This is a genomic window from Campylobacter concisus (genome assembly GCF_003048675.2).
In the GTDB taxonomy this organism is placed as follows: domain Bacteria; phylum Campylobacterota; class Campylobacteria; order Campylobacterales; family Campylobacteraceae; genus Campylobacter_A; species Campylobacter_A concisus_F.
Genome location: NZ_CP060707.1, coordinates 1,529,214 through 1,545,123 on the forward strand (window position 1 = coordinate 1,529,214; position 15,910 = coordinate 1,545,123).

14 protein-coding genes and 1 tRNA gene are annotated in these 15,910 nt (G+C 40.5%); 3 read left to right on the forward strand and 12 right to left on the reverse strand.

Annotated elements, in window-relative coordinates; translation table 11 throughout:
* Nucleotides 1-55 precede the first annotated feature (55 nt).
* The 6 genes from CVT00_RS07650 to CVT00_RS07675 all read right to left on the reverse strand — a co-directional run bounded on the left by CVT00_RS07650 (nucleotide 56) and on the right by CVT00_RS07675 (nucleotide 7,902).
* Complete coding sequence (locus CVT00_RS07650; protein WP_107914669.1) at nucleotides 56-1,858, reverse strand: biotin/lipoyl-containing protein; 1,803 nt, start codon at nucleotides 1,856-1,858, stop codon at nucleotides 56-58.
* 122 nt (nucleotides 1,859-1,980) lie between these two features.
* Nucleotides 1,981-3,369 (reverse strand): TRAP transporter large permease, encoded by a 1,389-nt coding sequence (locus CVT00_RS07655; RefSeq protein ID WP_103558833.1) that lies wholly within the window; start codon nucleotides 3,367-3,369, stop codon nucleotides 1,981-1,983.
* Nucleotides 3,357-3,878: a TRAP transporter small permease subunit gene (locus CVT00_RS07660; RefSeq protein WP_103558834.1), complete on the reverse strand. Its 522-nt coding sequence runs from the start codon at nucleotides 3,876-3,878 to the stop codon at nucleotides 3,357-3,359. Before CVT00_RS07660 ends, CVT00_RS07655 begins: the two co-directional genes overlap by 13 nt.
* Nucleotides 3,871-5,223 carry a sodium-dependent transporter gene (locus CVT00_RS07665; RefSeq protein WP_103558835.1) on the reverse strand — a complete coding sequence of 451 codons (1,353 nt, stop codon included), beginning with the start codon at nucleotides 5,221-5,223 and terminating at the stop codon, nucleotides 3,871-3,873. Before CVT00_RS07665 ends, CVT00_RS07660 begins: the two co-directional genes overlap by 8 nt.
* 1 nt (nucleotide 5,224) lies before the next feature.
* Nucleotides 5,225-6,556 carry a sodium-dependent transporter gene (locus CVT00_RS07670; RefSeq protein ID WP_103558836.1) on the reverse strand — a complete coding sequence of 444 codons (1,332 nt, stop codon included), beginning with the start codon at nucleotides 6,554-6,556 and terminating at the stop codon, nucleotides 5,225-5,227.
* A complete protein-coding gene (locus tag CVT00_RS07675) occupies nucleotides 6,556-7,902 on the reverse strand; it encodes a sodium-dependent transporter (RefSeq protein ID WP_107914671.1) in 1,347 nt (448 codons plus the stop codon). The genes CVT00_RS07670 and CVT00_RS07675 overlap by 1 nt, the downstream gene beginning before the upstream one ends.
* Before the next feature lie 206 nt (nucleotides 7,903-8,108).
* Between CVT00_RS07675 and CVT00_RS07680 the strand changes: the two genes are divergently transcribed.
* The 3 genes from CVT00_RS07680 to CVT00_RS07690 all read left to right on the forward strand — a co-directional run bounded on the left by CVT00_RS07680 (nucleotide 8,109) and on the right by CVT00_RS07690 (nucleotide 9,467).
* Nucleotides 8,109-8,411, forward strand: coding sequence for a F0F1 ATP synthase subunit C (locus CVT00_RS07680; RefSeq protein ID WP_004317263.1), 303 nt, complete (start codon nucleotides 8,109-8,111; stop codon nucleotides 8,409-8,411).
* Between the two features lie 47 nt (nucleotides 8,412-8,458).
* A tRNA-Leu gene (locus CVT00_RS07685) sits at nucleotides 8,459-8,543 on the forward strand.
* 60 nt (nucleotides 8,544-8,603) lie between these two features.
* Nucleotides 8,604-9,467, forward strand: coding sequence for a VIT1/CCC1 transporter family protein (locus CVT00_RS07690; RefSeq protein ID WP_107914673.1), 864 nt, complete (start codon nucleotides 8,604-8,606; stop codon nucleotides 9,465-9,467).
* Between the two features lies 1 nt (nucleotide 9,468).
* Here CVT00_RS07690 and ribD read toward each other — a convergent pair whose 3' ends face one another.
* Genes ribD through CVT00_RS07720 form a run of 6 tightly spaced genes read right to left on the reverse strand, consistent with a single transcriptional unit; the run spans nucleotide 9,469 to nucleotide 15,898 of the window.
* Nucleotides 9,469-10,524 (reverse strand): bifunctional diaminohydroxyphosphoribosylaminopyrimidine deaminase/5-amino-6-(5-phosphoribosylamino)uracil reductase RibD, encoded by a 1,056-nt coding sequence (gene ribD, locus CVT00_RS07695; RefSeq protein WP_107914675.1) that lies wholly within the window; start codon nucleotides 10,522-10,524, stop codon nucleotides 9,469-9,471.
* A 53-nt stretch (nucleotides 10,525-10,577) separates the two neighbouring features.
* Nucleotides 10,578-12,227, reverse strand: a complete 1,650-nt coding sequence (locus CVT00_RS07700) for a formate--tetrahydrofolate ligase (protein WP_107914677.1) — start codon at nucleotides 12,225-12,227, stop codon at nucleotides 10,578-10,580.
* Nucleotide 12,228: 1 nt separating this feature from the next.
* A complete protein-coding gene (gene rimP, locus CVT00_RS07705; protein WP_103558841.1) occupies nucleotides 12,229-12,645 on the reverse strand; it encodes a ribosome maturation factor RimP in 417 nt (138 codons plus the stop codon).
* Nucleotides 12,638-13,003 (reverse strand): 30S ribosome-binding factor RbfA, encoded by a 366-nt coding sequence (gene rbfA / locus CVT00_RS07710; RefSeq protein ID WP_004317240.1) that lies wholly within the window; start codon nucleotides 13,001-13,003, stop codon nucleotides 12,638-12,640. The genes rimP and rbfA overlap by 8 nt, the downstream gene beginning before the upstream one ends.
* The gene (gene infB / locus CVT00_RS07715; protein ID WP_107914679.1) at nucleotides 13,000-15,657 is read right to left on the reverse strand and encodes a translation initiation factor IF-2; all 2,658 of its coding nucleotides are present in this window, start codon (nucleotides 15,655-15,657) and stop codon (nucleotides 13,000-13,002) included. Before infB ends, rbfA begins: the two co-directional genes overlap by 4 nt.
* Nucleotides 15,644-15,898, reverse strand: coding sequence for a hypothetical protein (locus CVT00_RS07720; protein ID WP_021085774.1), 255 nt, complete (start codon nucleotides 15,896-15,898; stop codon nucleotides 15,644-15,646). Before CVT00_RS07720 ends, infB begins: the two co-directional genes overlap by 14 nt.
* Nucleotides 15,899-15,910 lie beyond the last annotated feature (12 nt).

Below are 15,910 nucleotides of genomic sequence, written 5' to 3' on the forward strand. Positions count from 1 at the left end.
TCATCAAAATGTTAATCAAATTTCGCTTAACACTATCTTTTTAAAAGTGGCAAATTTATTTAAATCTAGCCACCACTTGATTGTTTGCAACGCTTTGACCTTTACTAACCTCTATAGAGCCTATGATGCCATCTTTTGGGGCTTTGACCTCTATCTCCATCTTCATCGCTTCAAGCACTACTATGGCCTGACCTTTTTTGACATGATCTCCTACGCTAACTAAAATTTTATGCACAGCGCCTGGCAAGCTTGCAACGATGTCATTTTCTGTTGCGCCTGCTGCTGCACTTTTGGCATTTTTTACGCTCTTGCCTTCAACTTCGGTGATTGATTTTACTTGGATGCTGTCGTTAAAACCTTCGCTTACTTCGACATTGTAGCGGCTACCATTTACGACGACGCTATATCTGCCGCTTTGAGTTTGTCTGCCCTCATTTGCCTTAGCGTTTGGATCGATCTTTCTTACATTTACTTTGGCTTCGCCTTTTAAGAACGCGATGCCTTTTTCTTTACAAGCTGCAGCGATAAAGACGTTTTCTTCGGTAACCTTGATCTTATTTTGTTTTAAAATTTCTTTTACATGTGCAAGTGACTTACTCTCATCTTTATCAGCTATATCAACTGCGTGTTTTGTAGTTGGTTTTAGCCCTAGCTGCTCGCTAGCAAGCTTAATGATCTCTTTATCAGGTGTAACTGGAGTCTTGCCAAAGTAGCCAAGCACCATTTTGCCGTATCCCTCAGCGATCTTTTTCCACTTGCCAAACATCACGTTGTTAAATGCTTGTTGGAAGTAAAACTGGCTAACAGGGGTTACTGAAGTGCCGTATCCGCCCTTTTGCACCACCTCGCGCATCGCAAGGATGACCTCTGGGAATTTATCTAATATATTGTTATCTCTCATCATCTGGGTATTTGCAGTGAGTGCGCCACCAGGCATCGGTGAAAATGGTATTAGAGGGCTTACTTGCACAGCTTCAGGCGGTAAGAAATACTCTTTTAAACAATCATTCAAAACGCTCTCGTATTTTAAAATTTTCTCCACGTCAAGTCCGCCAAGATCGTAGTTTTTGCCTTTTACTGCGTGAAGCATGGTTAGGATATCTGGCTGACTTGTGCCGCCACTTACTGGGCTTGCAGCTAGATCTATGCCATCAACGCCAGCTTCAAGCGCTGCAAGGTAGCAAGCGACACTTACGCCAGCGGTTTCATGTGTGTGAAGTCTGATGTGAGTTTTTTCTGGGAGTAGCTTTCTAGCCATTTTTACGGTTTCATAGACCTTTTGTGGGCTGCTTGTACCACTCGCATCTTTAAAGCAAACGCTGTGATAAGGGATATTTGCATCTAAAATTTCTCTTAAAATTTTCTCATAAAATTTAACGTCATGAGCTCCCACACAGCCACTAGGCAGATCCATCATAGTAACGACGACTTCGTGTTTTAGCCCATGATGAGCGATCCTCTCGCCTGAATATTTTAAATTTTCAACATCATTTAGCGCGTCAAAATTTCTAATGGTAGTGGTTCCATGTTTTTTGAAAAGTTTTGCGTGAAGGTCGATTAGCTCGCGGCTACCAGTATCAAGTGTAACGGTATTTACGCCCCTGCTTAGGGTTTGAAGGTTTGCTTTTGGTCCTACGATGCTTCTAAATTTATCCATCATCGCAAAAGCGTCTTCATTTAGGTAAAAATAAAGGCTTTGAAATCTCGCTCCTCCGCCAAATTCAAAATGCTCTATGCCAGCCTCTTTGGCTGCTTCAAGCGCGGGCAAAAAGTCGTTCATAAGCACTCTAGCGCCATAAACCGACTGAAAGCCATCTCTAAAGGTCGTATCCATAACATCGATAAATTTCTTTGCCATATTTCACCTCATTAAATTTATAAATTTACTAAAAAGCGGTCATAAAAAATGGCTAAGTTGGGCAGAAACTCAAATTAGCCATTTTGCTTGCTTTTGGTATTTTACAACCAAAAACTTTTATATCATTTAAAAAGTGAGAGTAAGAAGTTAAATAATCCGCCGTGGCTCGCATCAAGCATCGGCTTTATCTCCATTAAAAATACGCAGAAAAAGACTAAAACTGCCACTTGGATGATGATGTAAGGCACCACGCCTTTATAAATAGCAGCTGTTTTTATCTCAGCAGGTGCGACTGATCTTAAGAAAAATAGACTAAAACCAAAAGGCGGCGTCAAGAATGAAGTTTGTAAATTCATAGCAACTAAGATCGCTAGATAGACTGGGTTTATGCCTAGTTTTGCGGCGATTGGCACCAAGATAGGAAGCACGATATATGAAATTTCAACAAAATCTATAAAAAAGCCAAGCACAAAAATAACAGCCATACTAAAGATGATAAAGCCCCACTTCTCGCCTGGTAAATTTGTCATGAAATTTTCAACTATCTCATCGCCTCCAGTGTAACTAAAGACCATAGAAAAGGCAGTCGCACCAACAAGTATAGCAAAGACTAGAGCTGTAGTTTTTACGCTCTCAGCCAAAGCCTCTTTCATCATAGAAAATGAAAATGTCCTATAAAATATTGCCAAGATGATAGCGCCAACGCAGCCAAATGCTGAACTTTCAGTCGGTGTAGCGATACCTGCAAAAATGGATCCTAGCACACAAATAACTAGCAAAAGTGGAGGGAAGATCGCAATTAGCGCTCTAACAATCTGCTTAAATTTACTAACGCCGCTCTCATCTTTTACGATAGGAGCAACTTCTGGCTTAAGATAAGCAACTATCAAAATATAAACTATATAAACTCCAACTAGCGTGAATCCTGGCACAATGGCTTGGTGAAAAAGCTCGCCAACTGGCACTGAGAAGATGTCGCCCAAGATGATAAGCACGATAGAAGGCGGGATGATCTGACCAAGAGTGCCAGCAGCGCATATCGTGCCACATCCTAGGGATTGGTCGTATTTGTACTTTAGCATTACAGGCAAGCTTATAACGCCCATAGCAACAACACTTGCACCTACGACGCCAGTTGAAGCAGCCAAAAGCGCGCCAACTAAGATAGTGCTTATCGCGATACCGCCACGAATTTCACCAAATAGCATACCCATGCTCTCAAGTAGTCTCTCGGCTAGCTTTGACTTTTGAAGCACGACGCCCATAAAGACAAAGAGTGGAACTGCTATGAAAATTCTACTCTCCATGATAGAGAAAATCCTATAAGGCATGAAGTTAAACATATCTTTAAATACTTCTATACTGCCAAGTAGTCCATCGCCATCGCTAAGACTTTCTACAACACTACCAACCATGCCAAATATCATCGCAACTGCACCAAAGGTAAATGCCACTGGAAAGCCAATGCCAAGCATCAATAGCGCGGCTATAAACATTATTAATCCCGCCATATTTTCTCCTTACTAGCTTTCTTATAGCGATTTAAATTTTTTATAAAAAAGCCGATCGCAAAAAATACAAGCACATAAAATGAAAAAGGGATCATCGCTTTTATGATCCATCTATGGGTAAGACCGCCTGGATCTGCGCTGGCCTCTGCTGAGCTGTAAGCATCTCCTACAAATCCAAATGATAAATTTGAAACCAAAAGCGCAAATGGTATGACAAAAAATACAGTGCCAAGCATATTTACAAGAGCTTTATTTCTTTCTGAAAATTTAGCATAAAAGATATCAACTCTAACATGTGCGTCCTCTTTTAGAGCATAGCTCATGCCAAGTAGAAATATCACAGCAAAAAAGTGCCACTCAAGCTCCTGAAATGCAACGTTGCCGTAAGAGAAAAAGTATCTTGCCACAACGTTAAAAAATACGTCTATTATCATCAAAGCCATAATAAACATACAAATGTAGCCGACTATATCACCAGTTTTGTCAAAAAATCTCTCAATCTTATCCATTAAAAACCTTTAATAGTTCATTTATCATGATGATGAGCACACAAACTGGCGCCACATATCTTAGTAAAAAATACCATGCATTAAATACAAAATCGCTCATATACGGGCTAAATAGCACATATAAAGCATCTTTTTTCATAAAATATCCAACAAATATCGCTCCGCCGATACCGCTAATTGGTAGCAAGATATTTGAAGCGGTAAAGTCAAGGAAGTCAAAGAAATTCTTGCCAAAGAGCATAAATTTATCACCAACGTTTTCTATATTTGATAAAAGACATAAAAATCCCAATACAAATATCCCTGCGCAAACTATGCAAAGCGCTTTTTTCCTACTCATGCCATACTCTCTGATCAAGAAAAAGACAAATGGCTCAACGATGGAGATGGCTGAAGTGATACCAGCAAAGATAAGTGCAGCAAAAAATGCTACAGCCAAAATTTGACCGATCGCGCCAAGCTTTGCAAATAGCGTTGGCAGCGAGATAAAGACAAGACCTGGTCCTTGAGATGGAGTAGCGCCAAATTCAAATATAAAGGTAAAAATAACAAGACCTATCATAATAGCAAGCGCGATATTTATGAAGACGATACTAAGCGTTGAAGTGGCTAAATTTGTATCATCGCTTAGGCTAGCTGAATAAGTAATGATCGCTGCCATACCAAGAGATAGCGTCCAAAATGCAAGGCCAAGAGCAAGCAAGAGTGAGTTAAATGAAATTTTGCTAAAGTCAGGAATGAGTAAAAACTCGGCTGATTTTGCAAAGCCATCCATCGTTATAGAGTAAAAAAGCATGATCAAAACCATGATAAATAAGCTTGGCATCATCCAAACATTTAGCTTCTCTATGCCGCTTTTTACGCCTTTTGACAGGATGAAAAAGCAAGCTGCAAAAGCTATAACAAAGTAAAGTGTCTGCTCACCAAGGCCATGCGTCAAAAGATCGTTAAATATCGCCTTTGAGCTATCTATATCGCTTGGGAGGCCAGTAAATGAGAGCGTGAAATATTTAAAGACCCAGCCGATGATCACGATATAGTAAGATGATATGATAGCTGCCGTGACCATAGCTAAAATTCCAACTAGTTGCCATAAATTTTTATTTTTAGCTGCTAGCTTTCTAAAAGCATTTACACTGTCGCTCTCGCTAAGCTTGCCGATACTAAGCTCTGCCATAAATATAGGCACACCAACTAGAAAAGTTATCAAAAGATATAGGATAATAAACGCCGAACCGCCGTTTTCACCAACCATGTATGGAAATTTCCATGCATTGCCAAGTCCGACAGCCGATCCAGCGACTGCTAGGACATAGCCTATTTTAGAAAATTGTTCTTTTGCCATATTATGAGATCTCCCTTATTAACACCACCAGAACTAAAAGTGGAGCCACAAATCTAATTAAAAAATACCAAATTTTAAATATAACCTTGCCCATATAAGGCACAAATAGCTCTTTTAAAAGCTCAAATTTCATAAAGTAGCCAACAAAGATAGCAAACAAGATGCCACCAAGTGGGAGCATGATGTTTGAGCTGAGATAATCAAGCAGGTCAAAAAAGCTCTTACCAAAAAATGTAAGCGCATCTTTAAATTCGCTTGTGCCACTTAATGCACATAAAATTCCTAAAATATAAACCACGCAAGCAACGATAAAGATCGATTTGTTTCTACTAAAATTTAGACTCTTGCTTAAGAAAAATATAAATGGCTCAACCATCGATATAACCGAGGTAATGCCAGCAAAAAATAGTGATATAAAAAATGTAAATGCCAAGAAATTTCCAAGCAATCCAAGCTTAGCAAATAGCGTCGGTAGCGAGATGAAAGCAAGCCCTGCGCCTTTTGATGGCTCTGAGCCAAACTCAAATGTAAATGTAAAGACGATAAGGCCGATGATGACGCTTATTATGATATTTGCAAAGACTACATAGAGCGATGAGGTAAATAAATTTGTATCATCGCTTAGACTTGATGAGTAGGTAAGGATGCAGCCGATACCAACGCACATCGTAAAAAAAGCAAGTCCAAGAGCGTTTAAAACGGCTGCTTGATCTATCTTTGAAAAGTCAGGCACTAGTAGAAATTTAGCCGCTTTATCAAAGCCCTCCATGCCAAAAGAGTAACCAAGCATAAGCAAAAGCAAGATAAAAAGAGCTGGTATGAGATAGACATTTATGCGCTCTATGCCGCTTTTTACGCCCTTTGTAAGGATGAAAAAGTAGGCAAAAAATGCGATGCTAAAGTATAAAATTTGCTCGCCTATGCCATTTGAGGTGAAATTTACAAAAAGCGTCTCTGAGCTTGCCATATCTTTAGGTAGCTCACTAAGACTTAAAATGACGTATTTTAAAACCCAGCCAATGATGAGCGTATAAAAAGAAGCGATAAATAGCCCAGTCACCATGATAATACCGGCAAATTTCCAAGAGCTTGCCCCTTTTGTAGCTAGGCTTTTAAACGCTCCAACCGTATCAAGGCGTGAAATTTTACCCATCGCCATCTCAGCAAAAAATATGCTAAGACCAACAGCAAAGGCAAAAAATAGATATATAAGGATAAATGCCGAACCGCCGTTACTGCCGACCATGTATGGAAATTTCCAAGCATTACCAAGGCCGATAGCCGCTCCTATTATAGAAAGGATAAAGCCAATTTTACTAAATCTCTCTACCATTATTTACCTGCCATCTGGTAGATCATTATCGCACAAATGGCAACTGGCACGACATACCTTAAGAAAAAGTACCAAATTTCAAAAAATGCTCTTCCCATAAAATCGCCAAAAAGCAGATACAAACTCTCTTTTTTAAGCTTATAGCCAACAAAAAAGCTAAATACGATAGCGCCTATTGGCATCATGATATTTGATGTGAGAAAGTCAAGCGCGTCAAAAAATGGCTTACCGCAAACACTAAAAGCACTTGATGTGTCTGAATAATATGAAAGTATGCAAAAGATGCCCAAGATATAAACAAAGACACCTATGTAAAGAAGCGCCATCTTTCTTGAAATTTCAAATTTCCTAACCAAATAATAAGCAAAAGGCTCGATCATCGAAACCGCGCTCGTAATGCCAGCAAACAATAACGATACGAAAAATGCGACCGCCATAACGTTGCCAACGACGCCAAGCTTTGCAAAAAGCGTGACAAGCGAGATAAAGATAAGGCCTGGGCCACTTGCCGTGCTATCAGCCCCATAAGCAAATATAAAGGTAAATACGACAAGCCCCATCATAATGCCTATTAAGATGTTTATAAAGATGATAGAGAGCGTTGATTTTATTAAATTTGTCTTCTCAGGTAAATTTGCAGCGTATGTCGGTATGACGCCAACGCCCATAGATAGCGAGAAAAACGCAAGGCCTAGAGCCTGCAAGATAACATCTGGCGTGATCGCACTAAAATTTGGCACAAATAAAAATTTAGCCGCCTTCACAAAGCCATCTCCCATGCTAAGCGCGTAAAAAAGCATACAAACTAGCAAGACAAAAAGGCTTGGCATCATCCATATATTTAGCTTTTCTATGCCACTTTTTACGCCTTTTGAAACGGCAAAAAAGACCATCAAAAAGACTAGGCTAAAGCAAAGCACGGCACTGCTTAGATCATTTGATAAAAGCGTGTTAAACTGCTCGCCTGCAGCTTTTGTATCAGATAAAAGTGGCGAAAAACTAAGATAGATATACTTTAAAATCCAGCCAATAACAACCATATAAAATGAAGCTATAAGTATCGCGCCGATCATGAAAAAGCCAGAGAGAGACCAAGCTTTTTTATTTTTTGGAGCGAGTTTGTAAAGAGAGCTTACGATGTCGCTTTCGCCAAGTTTGCCGATGCTAAGCTCCGCTAAAAACGCCACAAACGCGATAGCAAATGTAAGAAGCAAGTATAAAATTATAAATGCCGAACCGCCGTTATTTCCCACCATCGTAGGAAATTTCCAGGCATTGCCAAGACCCACAGCAGAACCAGCCATCGCAAGGACAAAGCCTATCTTTGAAAATTTCTCGTTTATCATTGAAAACCTAAGATTAAGAACAAATTAAATTCTTTCAAAGATAGCATAAAAAAACTTTCATTTTTCTAAGCCAAGAATTTTTTATAGGCAATTTAAATTTTTAGTGTTTTTATTTGAAACAAAGTTTTGTTTTTGTAATATTACGGCTCATAAAGTTTAAGTAGGGGACGGATCCGAAAGAGCTTTAAAATTTTAAAGGAGCAACGATGAAAAAGATCGTGTTTTTAATTCTTGGTCTTGCTGCATTCGCATTTGGCGCTGACGGCGAGATGATCAGATCATATTCAGTTATCGCTGGCGGTATCGGCCTTGGCCTTGCAGCTCTTGGCGGTGCTATAGGTATGGGTAACACAGCTGCTGCAACTATCAGTGGAACAGCTAGAAACCCAGGTGTTGGTAGCAAACTTATGACTACAATGTTTATCGCTCTTGCGATGATCGAAGCACAAGTTATCTACGCACTTGTTATTACACTTATCGTTCTTTACGCAAACCCAATGCTTGGCTAAGCGTAAAGCTTAAATTTAGCCCCTCTTTTGGGGCTTTTGTTCTTTCTGCGATCATGGTGGAATTGGTAGACACGCTATCTTGAGGGGGTAGTGCCGCTAGGTGTGCGAGTTCGAGTCTCGCTGATCGCACCATCTTATCTCTCTTTTTAAATCAAAATCTTAAATTTCTAAGCTATAAAAAAGGAAAATTTTATGTTAGATAAAAAACGTGCCTTAAAACAATTACAAAACGAAGCAGACGATGTTGCTATATACTCACTTCTTGAAGCTAGCGAAAAAGTCGAAGAAAATAAAAAAATACTTCGCAAATTAATCACCGAAGAGAGGCGCCACTATGCTTTTTGTCAAAAGATAACTGGTGAAAGCAGAAGTGCAAATTTATTCAAAGTCATCTTCTATACGATACTTGTTAAAATTTTTGGCACATCTTTTACTCTAAAATTTATGGAGTCACGCGAAGAAAATGCAGAGAAATTTTATCTTGACATCGTAGATGAATATCCTGAAGCTCGTGATATTTACGAAGAGGAGATGAACCACGAAAATAGTCTAATCTCCATGTTAAAAGACACAAAACTCGTAAATGCTGGTGGCATCGTGCTTGGTATGAATGATGCTTTAGTTGAGCTAACAGGCACACTTAGCGGCATCGCGCTTGCCTTTTCAAATACAAAATCAGTTGGCGCAACAGGCCTTATCATGGGCGTGGCAGCTGCACTCTCTATGGCTGGCTCAGCATATCTCGAGTCAAAAGAAAATCCAAGCGACGAGATCAAACCGCTTACCTACTCACTCTACACAGGCGGTTCATACATTATAACAACGGCATTTTTGATACTTCCATTTTTTATTTTTTCAAGCAGTCTTTACGCCGTCTTGTCGATGTTTTTCTTTGCTTTAGTTGCCATCATCACTTACAACTTTTATATAAGTGTGGCAAAGGAGCTTAAATTTTTACCAAGAGTGATTGAGATGTGCGTGATAACTTTTGGTGTTGCGATCATTTCTTTTGGCATCGGCTTTTTAGTCAAACACTATTTTGGACTTGATGTCTAACCTAAATTTCATACCAAGTGTAACTATCGTCCCCAAAATTCCCACTAAAAAGTGGTTTTAAATTTAGATCAAGCCTTAAATTTTCACCAATTTTGAAATTTGAGCTTTGATAGATAAGTAGCCATTTTACATTTGCTAGCTTGCCCTCTTTTGCAAGTTTTAAAAACTCGCCAGCTCCTTCAAACATGCAAAGTCCTTTTAGATCAAGCTCTTTTTGAATGCTAACTTTGCGATCTGGCACGCTAAAAAGTGGCAATGTTTCATCAAATTTATCGCTTCTTGAGTAGATTATGACATCTGGGTTTTTGCCATTTTTTATAAGTCTGGTATCGAGCCTTGGTCGGTCTGTCCGCACTGTGTTACCACCGATCACCAACGTATCTATGACGCTTCTTAGTTTATGCACATGCGTGCGGCTAAGCTCATTTGTGATGATGCCCCCACTTGCCACGCCGTTTTTACTAATGGCGATTTTTAAAAAGCTAAATCCACCATTTTGATATGCCAAAAATGGCTCAAGCAGCTTATCGCAGCGCTCTTTTAAAACGCCAAATTTAACATTCACTCCCGCACTCTGAAGCAAATTAGCGCCACCACTTGCTATTTTATTTTCATCGTGGCTGCCAATTATGACCTCGCTAAAGCCAAGCTCTTTTAGCAAATTTGCACAAGGTGGCGTTTTGCCATGGTGCGAGCAAGGCTCAAGAGTGACATAAGCTTTTGCATCTTTTAGTAAATTTGAGTGATTATTTAGTATAAATTCATAGGTAAATTTTGGCTCTAAAAGGCCAAATTCACCCTCTTTTATCTTAGAGCCAAAATTAGTATTATATGCCTTTATAAAATCATCTTTAAATTTTTCACTTTTTTTGCAAAGCGCAAAGAGTATCGCTGTTGGCTCAGCGTGTAAATACCCAGCCTTTTCATGGGCTTTGCAAGATAAAATTTTCCCATTTTCATCAAGGATAAGGCATCCAACGGCTGGATTTGGATAGGTCAGGATCTGAAATTTCCAAGCCTCACTTAAAGCAAGATCCATGTAAAATTCGTCGTTCATCCATGCCCTTTAAATTTAAACACACCAGCGTTTGCCAGTGTGTTTTCATAAATTTACGACAAGCCGTCAATCTTACCCTCTGCGTCTATCTTCATATTGACCGCAGCTGGCACTTTTGGAAGTCCAGGCATTAGCATGATCTTACCGCAAACAGCGACGATAAAGCCGGCTCCCGTTCTAATGTCAAGGTCTTTTACGCTAAATGTAAAGCCCTTTGCTCTGCCCAAAAGCTTCGCATCGTCGCTAAATGAGTACTGTGTTTTTGCGATACAAACTGGCAAATGGCTCAAATTTAGCTCTTTTATCATCTCGATCTTTTTAAGAGCAGCCTCTTCAAAGACCACCTCGCTAGCTCCATAAATTTCCTTAGCGACCTTTTCTATTTTGGTTTTTGTATCATCGCTCATCTCGTAGGTGAAATTTATCTTGCTTGGCTTATCGCACGCCTTTAAAACTAGCTGGGCAAGCTCAAGCGCACCTTTGCCACCTTTTACAAAATTCTCGCAAACTGCTACTTCTACGCCAAGCTTTTGGCAGTACTCTTTTACAAAATTTATCTCTTCATCAGTGTCAAAGCCAAATTTATTAAGCGCTACAACCACGTTTTGACCAAATTTGACTTTTAAATTTTCGATGTGTCCGCCAAGGTTTTCGATACCTTTTTTAAGGGCATTCATATCTGGTTTTGTGATCTCATCTTTATTTGCTTCGCCGTTATATTTTAGCGATCTAATCGTACTTACAAGCACCACAGCTCTTGGTTTGATCTCAGCAACCCTGCACTTTATATCTAAAAATTTCTCCGCGCCAAGCTCCGAGCCAAAGCCAGCTTCAGTGATGACGTAGTCAGCTAAATTTAGAGCTGTTTTTGTTGCGATGACGGAGTTGCAGCCGTGTGCGATGTTTGCAAATGGGCCACCATGCACGAGCGTAGGTGTGTGCTCAAGTGTTTGAAATAAATTTGGCTTGATCGCATCTTTTAAAAGTATGCAAACAGCGTCCTCGCAGCCTAGATCACGCACGTAGATAGGCTTTTTATCGCTATCATAGGCGACCATGATGTTTGCCACGCGCTCTTTTAGATCAGAAAGGCTTGTTGCTAGACAAAGCACAGCCATGATCTCGCTTGCAGCGGTGATGTTAAAGCCATCTTCTCTTGGCACGCCATCAGTCCTGCCGCCCTGACCAACGGTGACAAATCTTAGCGCGCGGTCGTTCATATCCATACAGCGCTTCCATAAAATTTTCTCTATTTTTAGTGGGTTTTCTTGATAGAGGCTATTATCTATCATCGCTGAAATGAGGTTATTTGCCGATGTTATCGCGTGAAAATCGCCAGTGAAGTGTAAATTTAGATCCTCCATCGGCGCAAGCTGTGAGTAGCCGCCACCTGCTGCTCCACCCTTTATGCCAAAAACTGGTCCAAGAGATGGCTCGCGAAGTGCTAGGCAGACCTTTTTATTAAGTAAATTTAGTGCGTCGGCTAGACCTATTGACATAGTCGTTTTGCCCTCGCCATATGGGGTTGGATTAGTCGCGGTGACTAAGATGAGTTTTGAGTTTGATGACTCAAGCCTAGGGGAAATTTTAGCCTTAAATTTGCCGTAAAGCTCAAGCTCATCTTCGTTTAAGCCTAGTTTTGCGGCAACCTTACTGATGTGTTCAAGTTTCGTTTGGTGAGTTATCTCGATGTCGCTTAGCATTTTACCACTCCAAATATGTTTTTGCTTTTTTTATCTCACTGATATTGATCTCAAAAATTCCCTCTTCGTTTTCTACTGCGACGCTCTCTTCGTCCGCTTTTACAAGCCTTCCTGCAAATTTCTCAGCCTCGGTTTGAACTTTAACTAGCTCACCAACGCTCGATTTAAAATGAGATGGCTTGCTAAGCTTTCTCTCAAGGCCAGGCGAGCTAACCTCAAGGTTATAATCCCCGCTAACTGGCGGTGTCACGTCAAAGATAGGCGAGAGTAGACGGCTCACTTTTTCGCAGTCATCAAGGCTTACTCCGCCATTTTTTGTGATATAAACTCTAAAAATAGCCCTGCCATTTTCATTTGCAATCTCGCTGTCGTAAAGCTCTACACCGCATTCGCGTACTAATTTGTCTAAATTATCCATTTTTGTTTAAATCCTTTGAAATTTTATCAAACAACTTATCCATATGGTTTTGATACTCTAATCTATCGTCAAATTTAAAGTGAAAATTTGGACATCTATACCAGCCCTCAGCCGCCATGCAGTGGTTTTGCAAGTGCCTGCAAACGCGCTTTAAATGCCCCAAAATATACTCTTGCTCACGCTCGTCAAACATCATCTTGTCAAGATAGACAAAGGCGTCATATCTGCCCTTTTTGCACTCGACGTCAGTGACGCAAAGACCTTTTAAAATGCTATCTTCAAGAGTGGCTAAAGCCTCTGGTATGAGCTCTTTTAGCACGCTCTCTGTTCTCATACGCTTTATTTCGTTAGCGTTCATAGAGTAGCTTTCTCCTTGACTTCTTTGAAGCTTTCGATGTAGTCATTTTCTCTAATGTCGTTGAAATTTTCGATACCAACACCACACTCATAGCCTTTAGCAACCTCTTTGACGTCATCTTTGAAGCGTTTTAGTGAGCTTACCGAGCCCTCATAAACGACCACACCTTCTCTAATAAGACGAATTTTTGCCCCTCTGTTTATCGTACCCTCAGTGACGATACATCCAGCGATTGCGCCTACTTTTGGCACATGGATCACTTGGCGAACCTGAGCTTGACCAAGCTGCTCTTCTCTGATGATAGGTGACATTAGTCCGCCCAAAATCGCCTTCACATCGTCGATTAGGTTATAAATAACGTTGTAAGTTTTTATCTCGACGCCACTCTCTTTTGCCTTCTCTTTTATCTCACCAGTTGGCCTTATATTAAAGCCAAGGATGATACAGTCGTTGCTTGCGCTTGCAAGTGCAACGTCGCTTTGCGTGATACCGCCAACGCCTGAGTGGATCACATTTACTCTGATCTCGTCATTTGCTAGTTTTTCTAGGCTTGCTTTTAGCGCTTCAAGTGAGCCGCCAACGTCAGCTTTGATGATGACTGGAAGTGTCTTTAGCTCGCCCTCAGCGATCTTAGCACTAAGCTCATCGATACTAACTTTTGTGCTCTTGCTAAGCTCTTTTTGACGGATATATTCAGCCTTTTTCTGTGCGTATTCACGAGCCTCTTTATCAGTTTTTACGCCTATTAATGTCTCGCCAGCCTCTGCTATCTCGCTAAGGCCTACTATCACGCCACATTCGCCTGGTTTTATCTCTTTTAATGGCCTGCCCTGATCATCAAGCAAGCTTCTTATCTTACCGTATGCAACGCCAGCTACGACAGTGTCTCCGACATGAAGCGTGCCGTTTTCAACGATGATGGTAGCTACTGGACCACGTCCTTTTTGAAGTGAGCTCTCGATGACAGTAGCCTTTGCGTTTGCCTTTGGATTTGCCTTTAGCTCCAAAAGATCAGCTTGCAAAAGCACGATCTCAAGTAGATCATCTATGCCCATGCCTGTTTTTGCAGAGATCGGTACAAATTCATACTTGCCACCCCACTCTGTTGGCATGATGTCAAGCTCAGCAAGACCAGTTTTTACTAGATCAGGATTTGCTGACTCTTTATCCATTTTGTTTATCGCGATGATTATTGGCACGCCTGCAGCTTTTGCATGGCTAACTGCCTCTTTTGTCTGTGGTTTTACGCCGTCATCTGCTGCAACAACTATGATAACTATATCAGTTACACCAGCACCCCTTGCACGCATAGCTGTAAATGCCTCGTGGCCTGGAGTGTCGATAAATGTGATGTTTCTGCCATTTTTATTTACCATATAAGCACCCACGTGCTGAGTGATACCGCCAGCCTCGCCTGCTGCTACGCGAGACTTTCTTATGTAGTCAAGTAGCGAGGTTTTACCGTGGTCAACGTGACCCATGATGGTTATAACTGGCGCTCTTGGCTGGAGATTTTCATCGTCTTTTATCTCCTCCTCATAGGCTGCTACGTAGTCAAACTCTTTTTGATCGTCGATGATATTTACCTCGACATTAAACTCATCAGCCAAAATTTCTATCGCATCTTCATCCAAAAAGTCGTTTTTAGTTGTCATCATGCCAAGCATAAATAGCTTACCTATGACCTCGCTTGGCTGTTTGTTTAGCTTTTCAGCAAATTCATAAACACGAATTTCTTTTGGGATATTTATCGAAGTTACAGCTTCGCTATTTTGTTTATTTTCAGGCTTTTTGTGTTTTTTTCTAGCTCTTCTTTGTATGCCACCCTCGCCAAACGAATTTATCGTGTTATTGACGGTTGTCTTCATCGCACTTGGCTGTTTTGTCCTTTGCATCGGAGCTGGAGCTGGGGTTTTAAAGCTAAAATCAGGTAGCACCACCACATCTTCATCTTCAAGCACGATGTCACCAAAGTCGCTTCCACCGAGCAAGTCCATCTTCTCAGCGCTATCTTTTTTGCTTACAACTGTTACTTTTTTCTCTTTTTTCTTTTTTCTAGCCAAATTTTCATCGCTAGCAGAAAACATACTCTTAAAGTCGCTAATGTTAGTAACAGCCGCCTCAGCCTTTTTCTCCTCTTTTACAGGAGCTGGCGCCTCGTAATCTTTTTTCTTTTTAACTATCACAAGGCCGCGTCTTTTTTGAGTGACATCAGCCAAGCTCTCTTTTGGTTTTGGCGCTTCTGCTGGCTTTTGCTCGACCTTTACAGGCTCTTCTTTTTTAGGCTCAGTTTTAGGTTTTTCCTCTGAAATTTGCACCTCTTTTTTAGGCTCTGCTTTTACCTTTTCAGACTTTGGCTCGGCCTTAGCAGCTGCCTTTTTAGGCTCAGTTTTAGGTTTTTCTTCTTTTTTTGCTGGCTCTTTTTCTGCCTCTTTTTTAGGCTCTTTTTTTGCTTTTGGCTCGCTCTTTTTCTTTTTAAATTTATCTGGTATTACGCCAGTTTGAACGTATTCATATATTGCTTCAGCCTCTTCAAGGCTCACAGCATTTGAGTGAGTTTTGACCTTTAGGCCTAGTTCTTGAGCTTTTTCTACTATCTCTTTACTTGGGTAGCCAAGCTCATTTGCGATCTCTGAAATCCTAACATTGCTCATTTAAGAGTATCTCCTTTAACTTCGGTGCGTCAAGTCCGAGGGCACCTTTAGTTTGTTTATCAATTATTTTTTTTAAAATTTTGTCGTCTTTTTGCAAACAGCCATCACATAGATAGAAACTGCGGCCGTTTCCTTTGCCACACTCTAAATTCTTGCCTACCAAGCGGTATCTTTTTAGCAAGTTTTGAGAAAATTTAACTTTGCAAGCGACGCATGTCCTTACTGGATTATTTTTATTCATTATACCTTTTTA

Excerpts from the sequence above, each read along its gene's own strand:
- CVT00_RS07690 (WP_107914673.1), top strand. The coding sequence starts at position 8,604 with ATGTTAGATAAAAAACGTGCCTTAAAACAATTACAAAACGAAGCAGAC.
- CVT00_RS07670 (WP_103558836.1), bottom strand. The coding sequence starts at position 6,556 with ATGGTAGAGAGATTTAGTAAAATTGGCTTTATCCTTTCTATAATAGGA.
- CVT00_RS07665 (WP_103558835.1), bottom strand. The coding sequence starts at position 5,223 with ATGGCAAAAGAACAATTTTCTAAAATAGGCTATGTCCTAGCAGTCGCT.
- CVT00_RS07650 (WP_107914669.1), bottom strand. The coding sequence starts at position 1,858 with ATGGCAAAGAAATTTATCGATGTTATGGATACGACCTTTAGAGATGGC.
- CVT00_RS07680 (WP_004317263.1), top strand. The coding sequence starts at position 8,109 with ATGAAAAAGATCGTGTTTTTAATTCTTGGTCTTGCTGCATTCGCATTT.
- infB (WP_107914679.1), bottom strand. The coding sequence starts at position 15,657 with ATGAGCAATGTTAGGATTTCAGAGATCGCAAATGAGCTTGGCTACCCA.
- ribD (WP_107914675.1), bottom strand. The coding sequence starts at position 10,524 with ATGAACGACGAATTTTACATGGATCTTGCTTTAAGTGAGGCTTGGAAA.
- CVT00_RS07675 (WP_107914671.1), bottom strand. The coding sequence starts at position 7,902 with ATGATAAACGAGAAATTTTCAAAGATAGGCTTTGTCCTTGCGATGGCT.
- CVT00_RS07660 (WP_103558834.1), bottom strand. The coding sequence starts at position 3,878 with ATGGATAAGATTGAGAGATTTTTTGACAAAACTGGTGATATAGTCGGC.
- rbfA (WP_004317240.1), bottom strand. The coding sequence starts at position 13,003 with ATGAACGCTAACGAAATAAAGCGTATGAGAACAGAGAGCGTGCTAAAA.
- CVT00_RS07655 (WP_103558833.1), bottom strand. The coding sequence starts at position 3,369 with ATGGCGGGATTAATAATGTTTATAGCCGCGCTATTGATGCTTGGCATT.
- CVT00_RS07720 (WP_021085774.1), bottom strand. The coding sequence starts at position 15,898 with ATGAATAAAAATAATCCAGTAAGGACATGCGTCGCTTGCAAAGTTAAA.
- CVT00_RS07700 (WP_107914677.1), bottom strand. The coding sequence starts at position 12,227 with ATGCTAAGCGACATCGAGATAACTCACCAAACGAAACTTGAACACATC.
- rimP (WP_103558841.1), bottom strand. The coding sequence starts at position 12,645 with ATGGATAATTTAGACAAATTAGTACGCGAATGCGGTGTAGAGCTTTAC.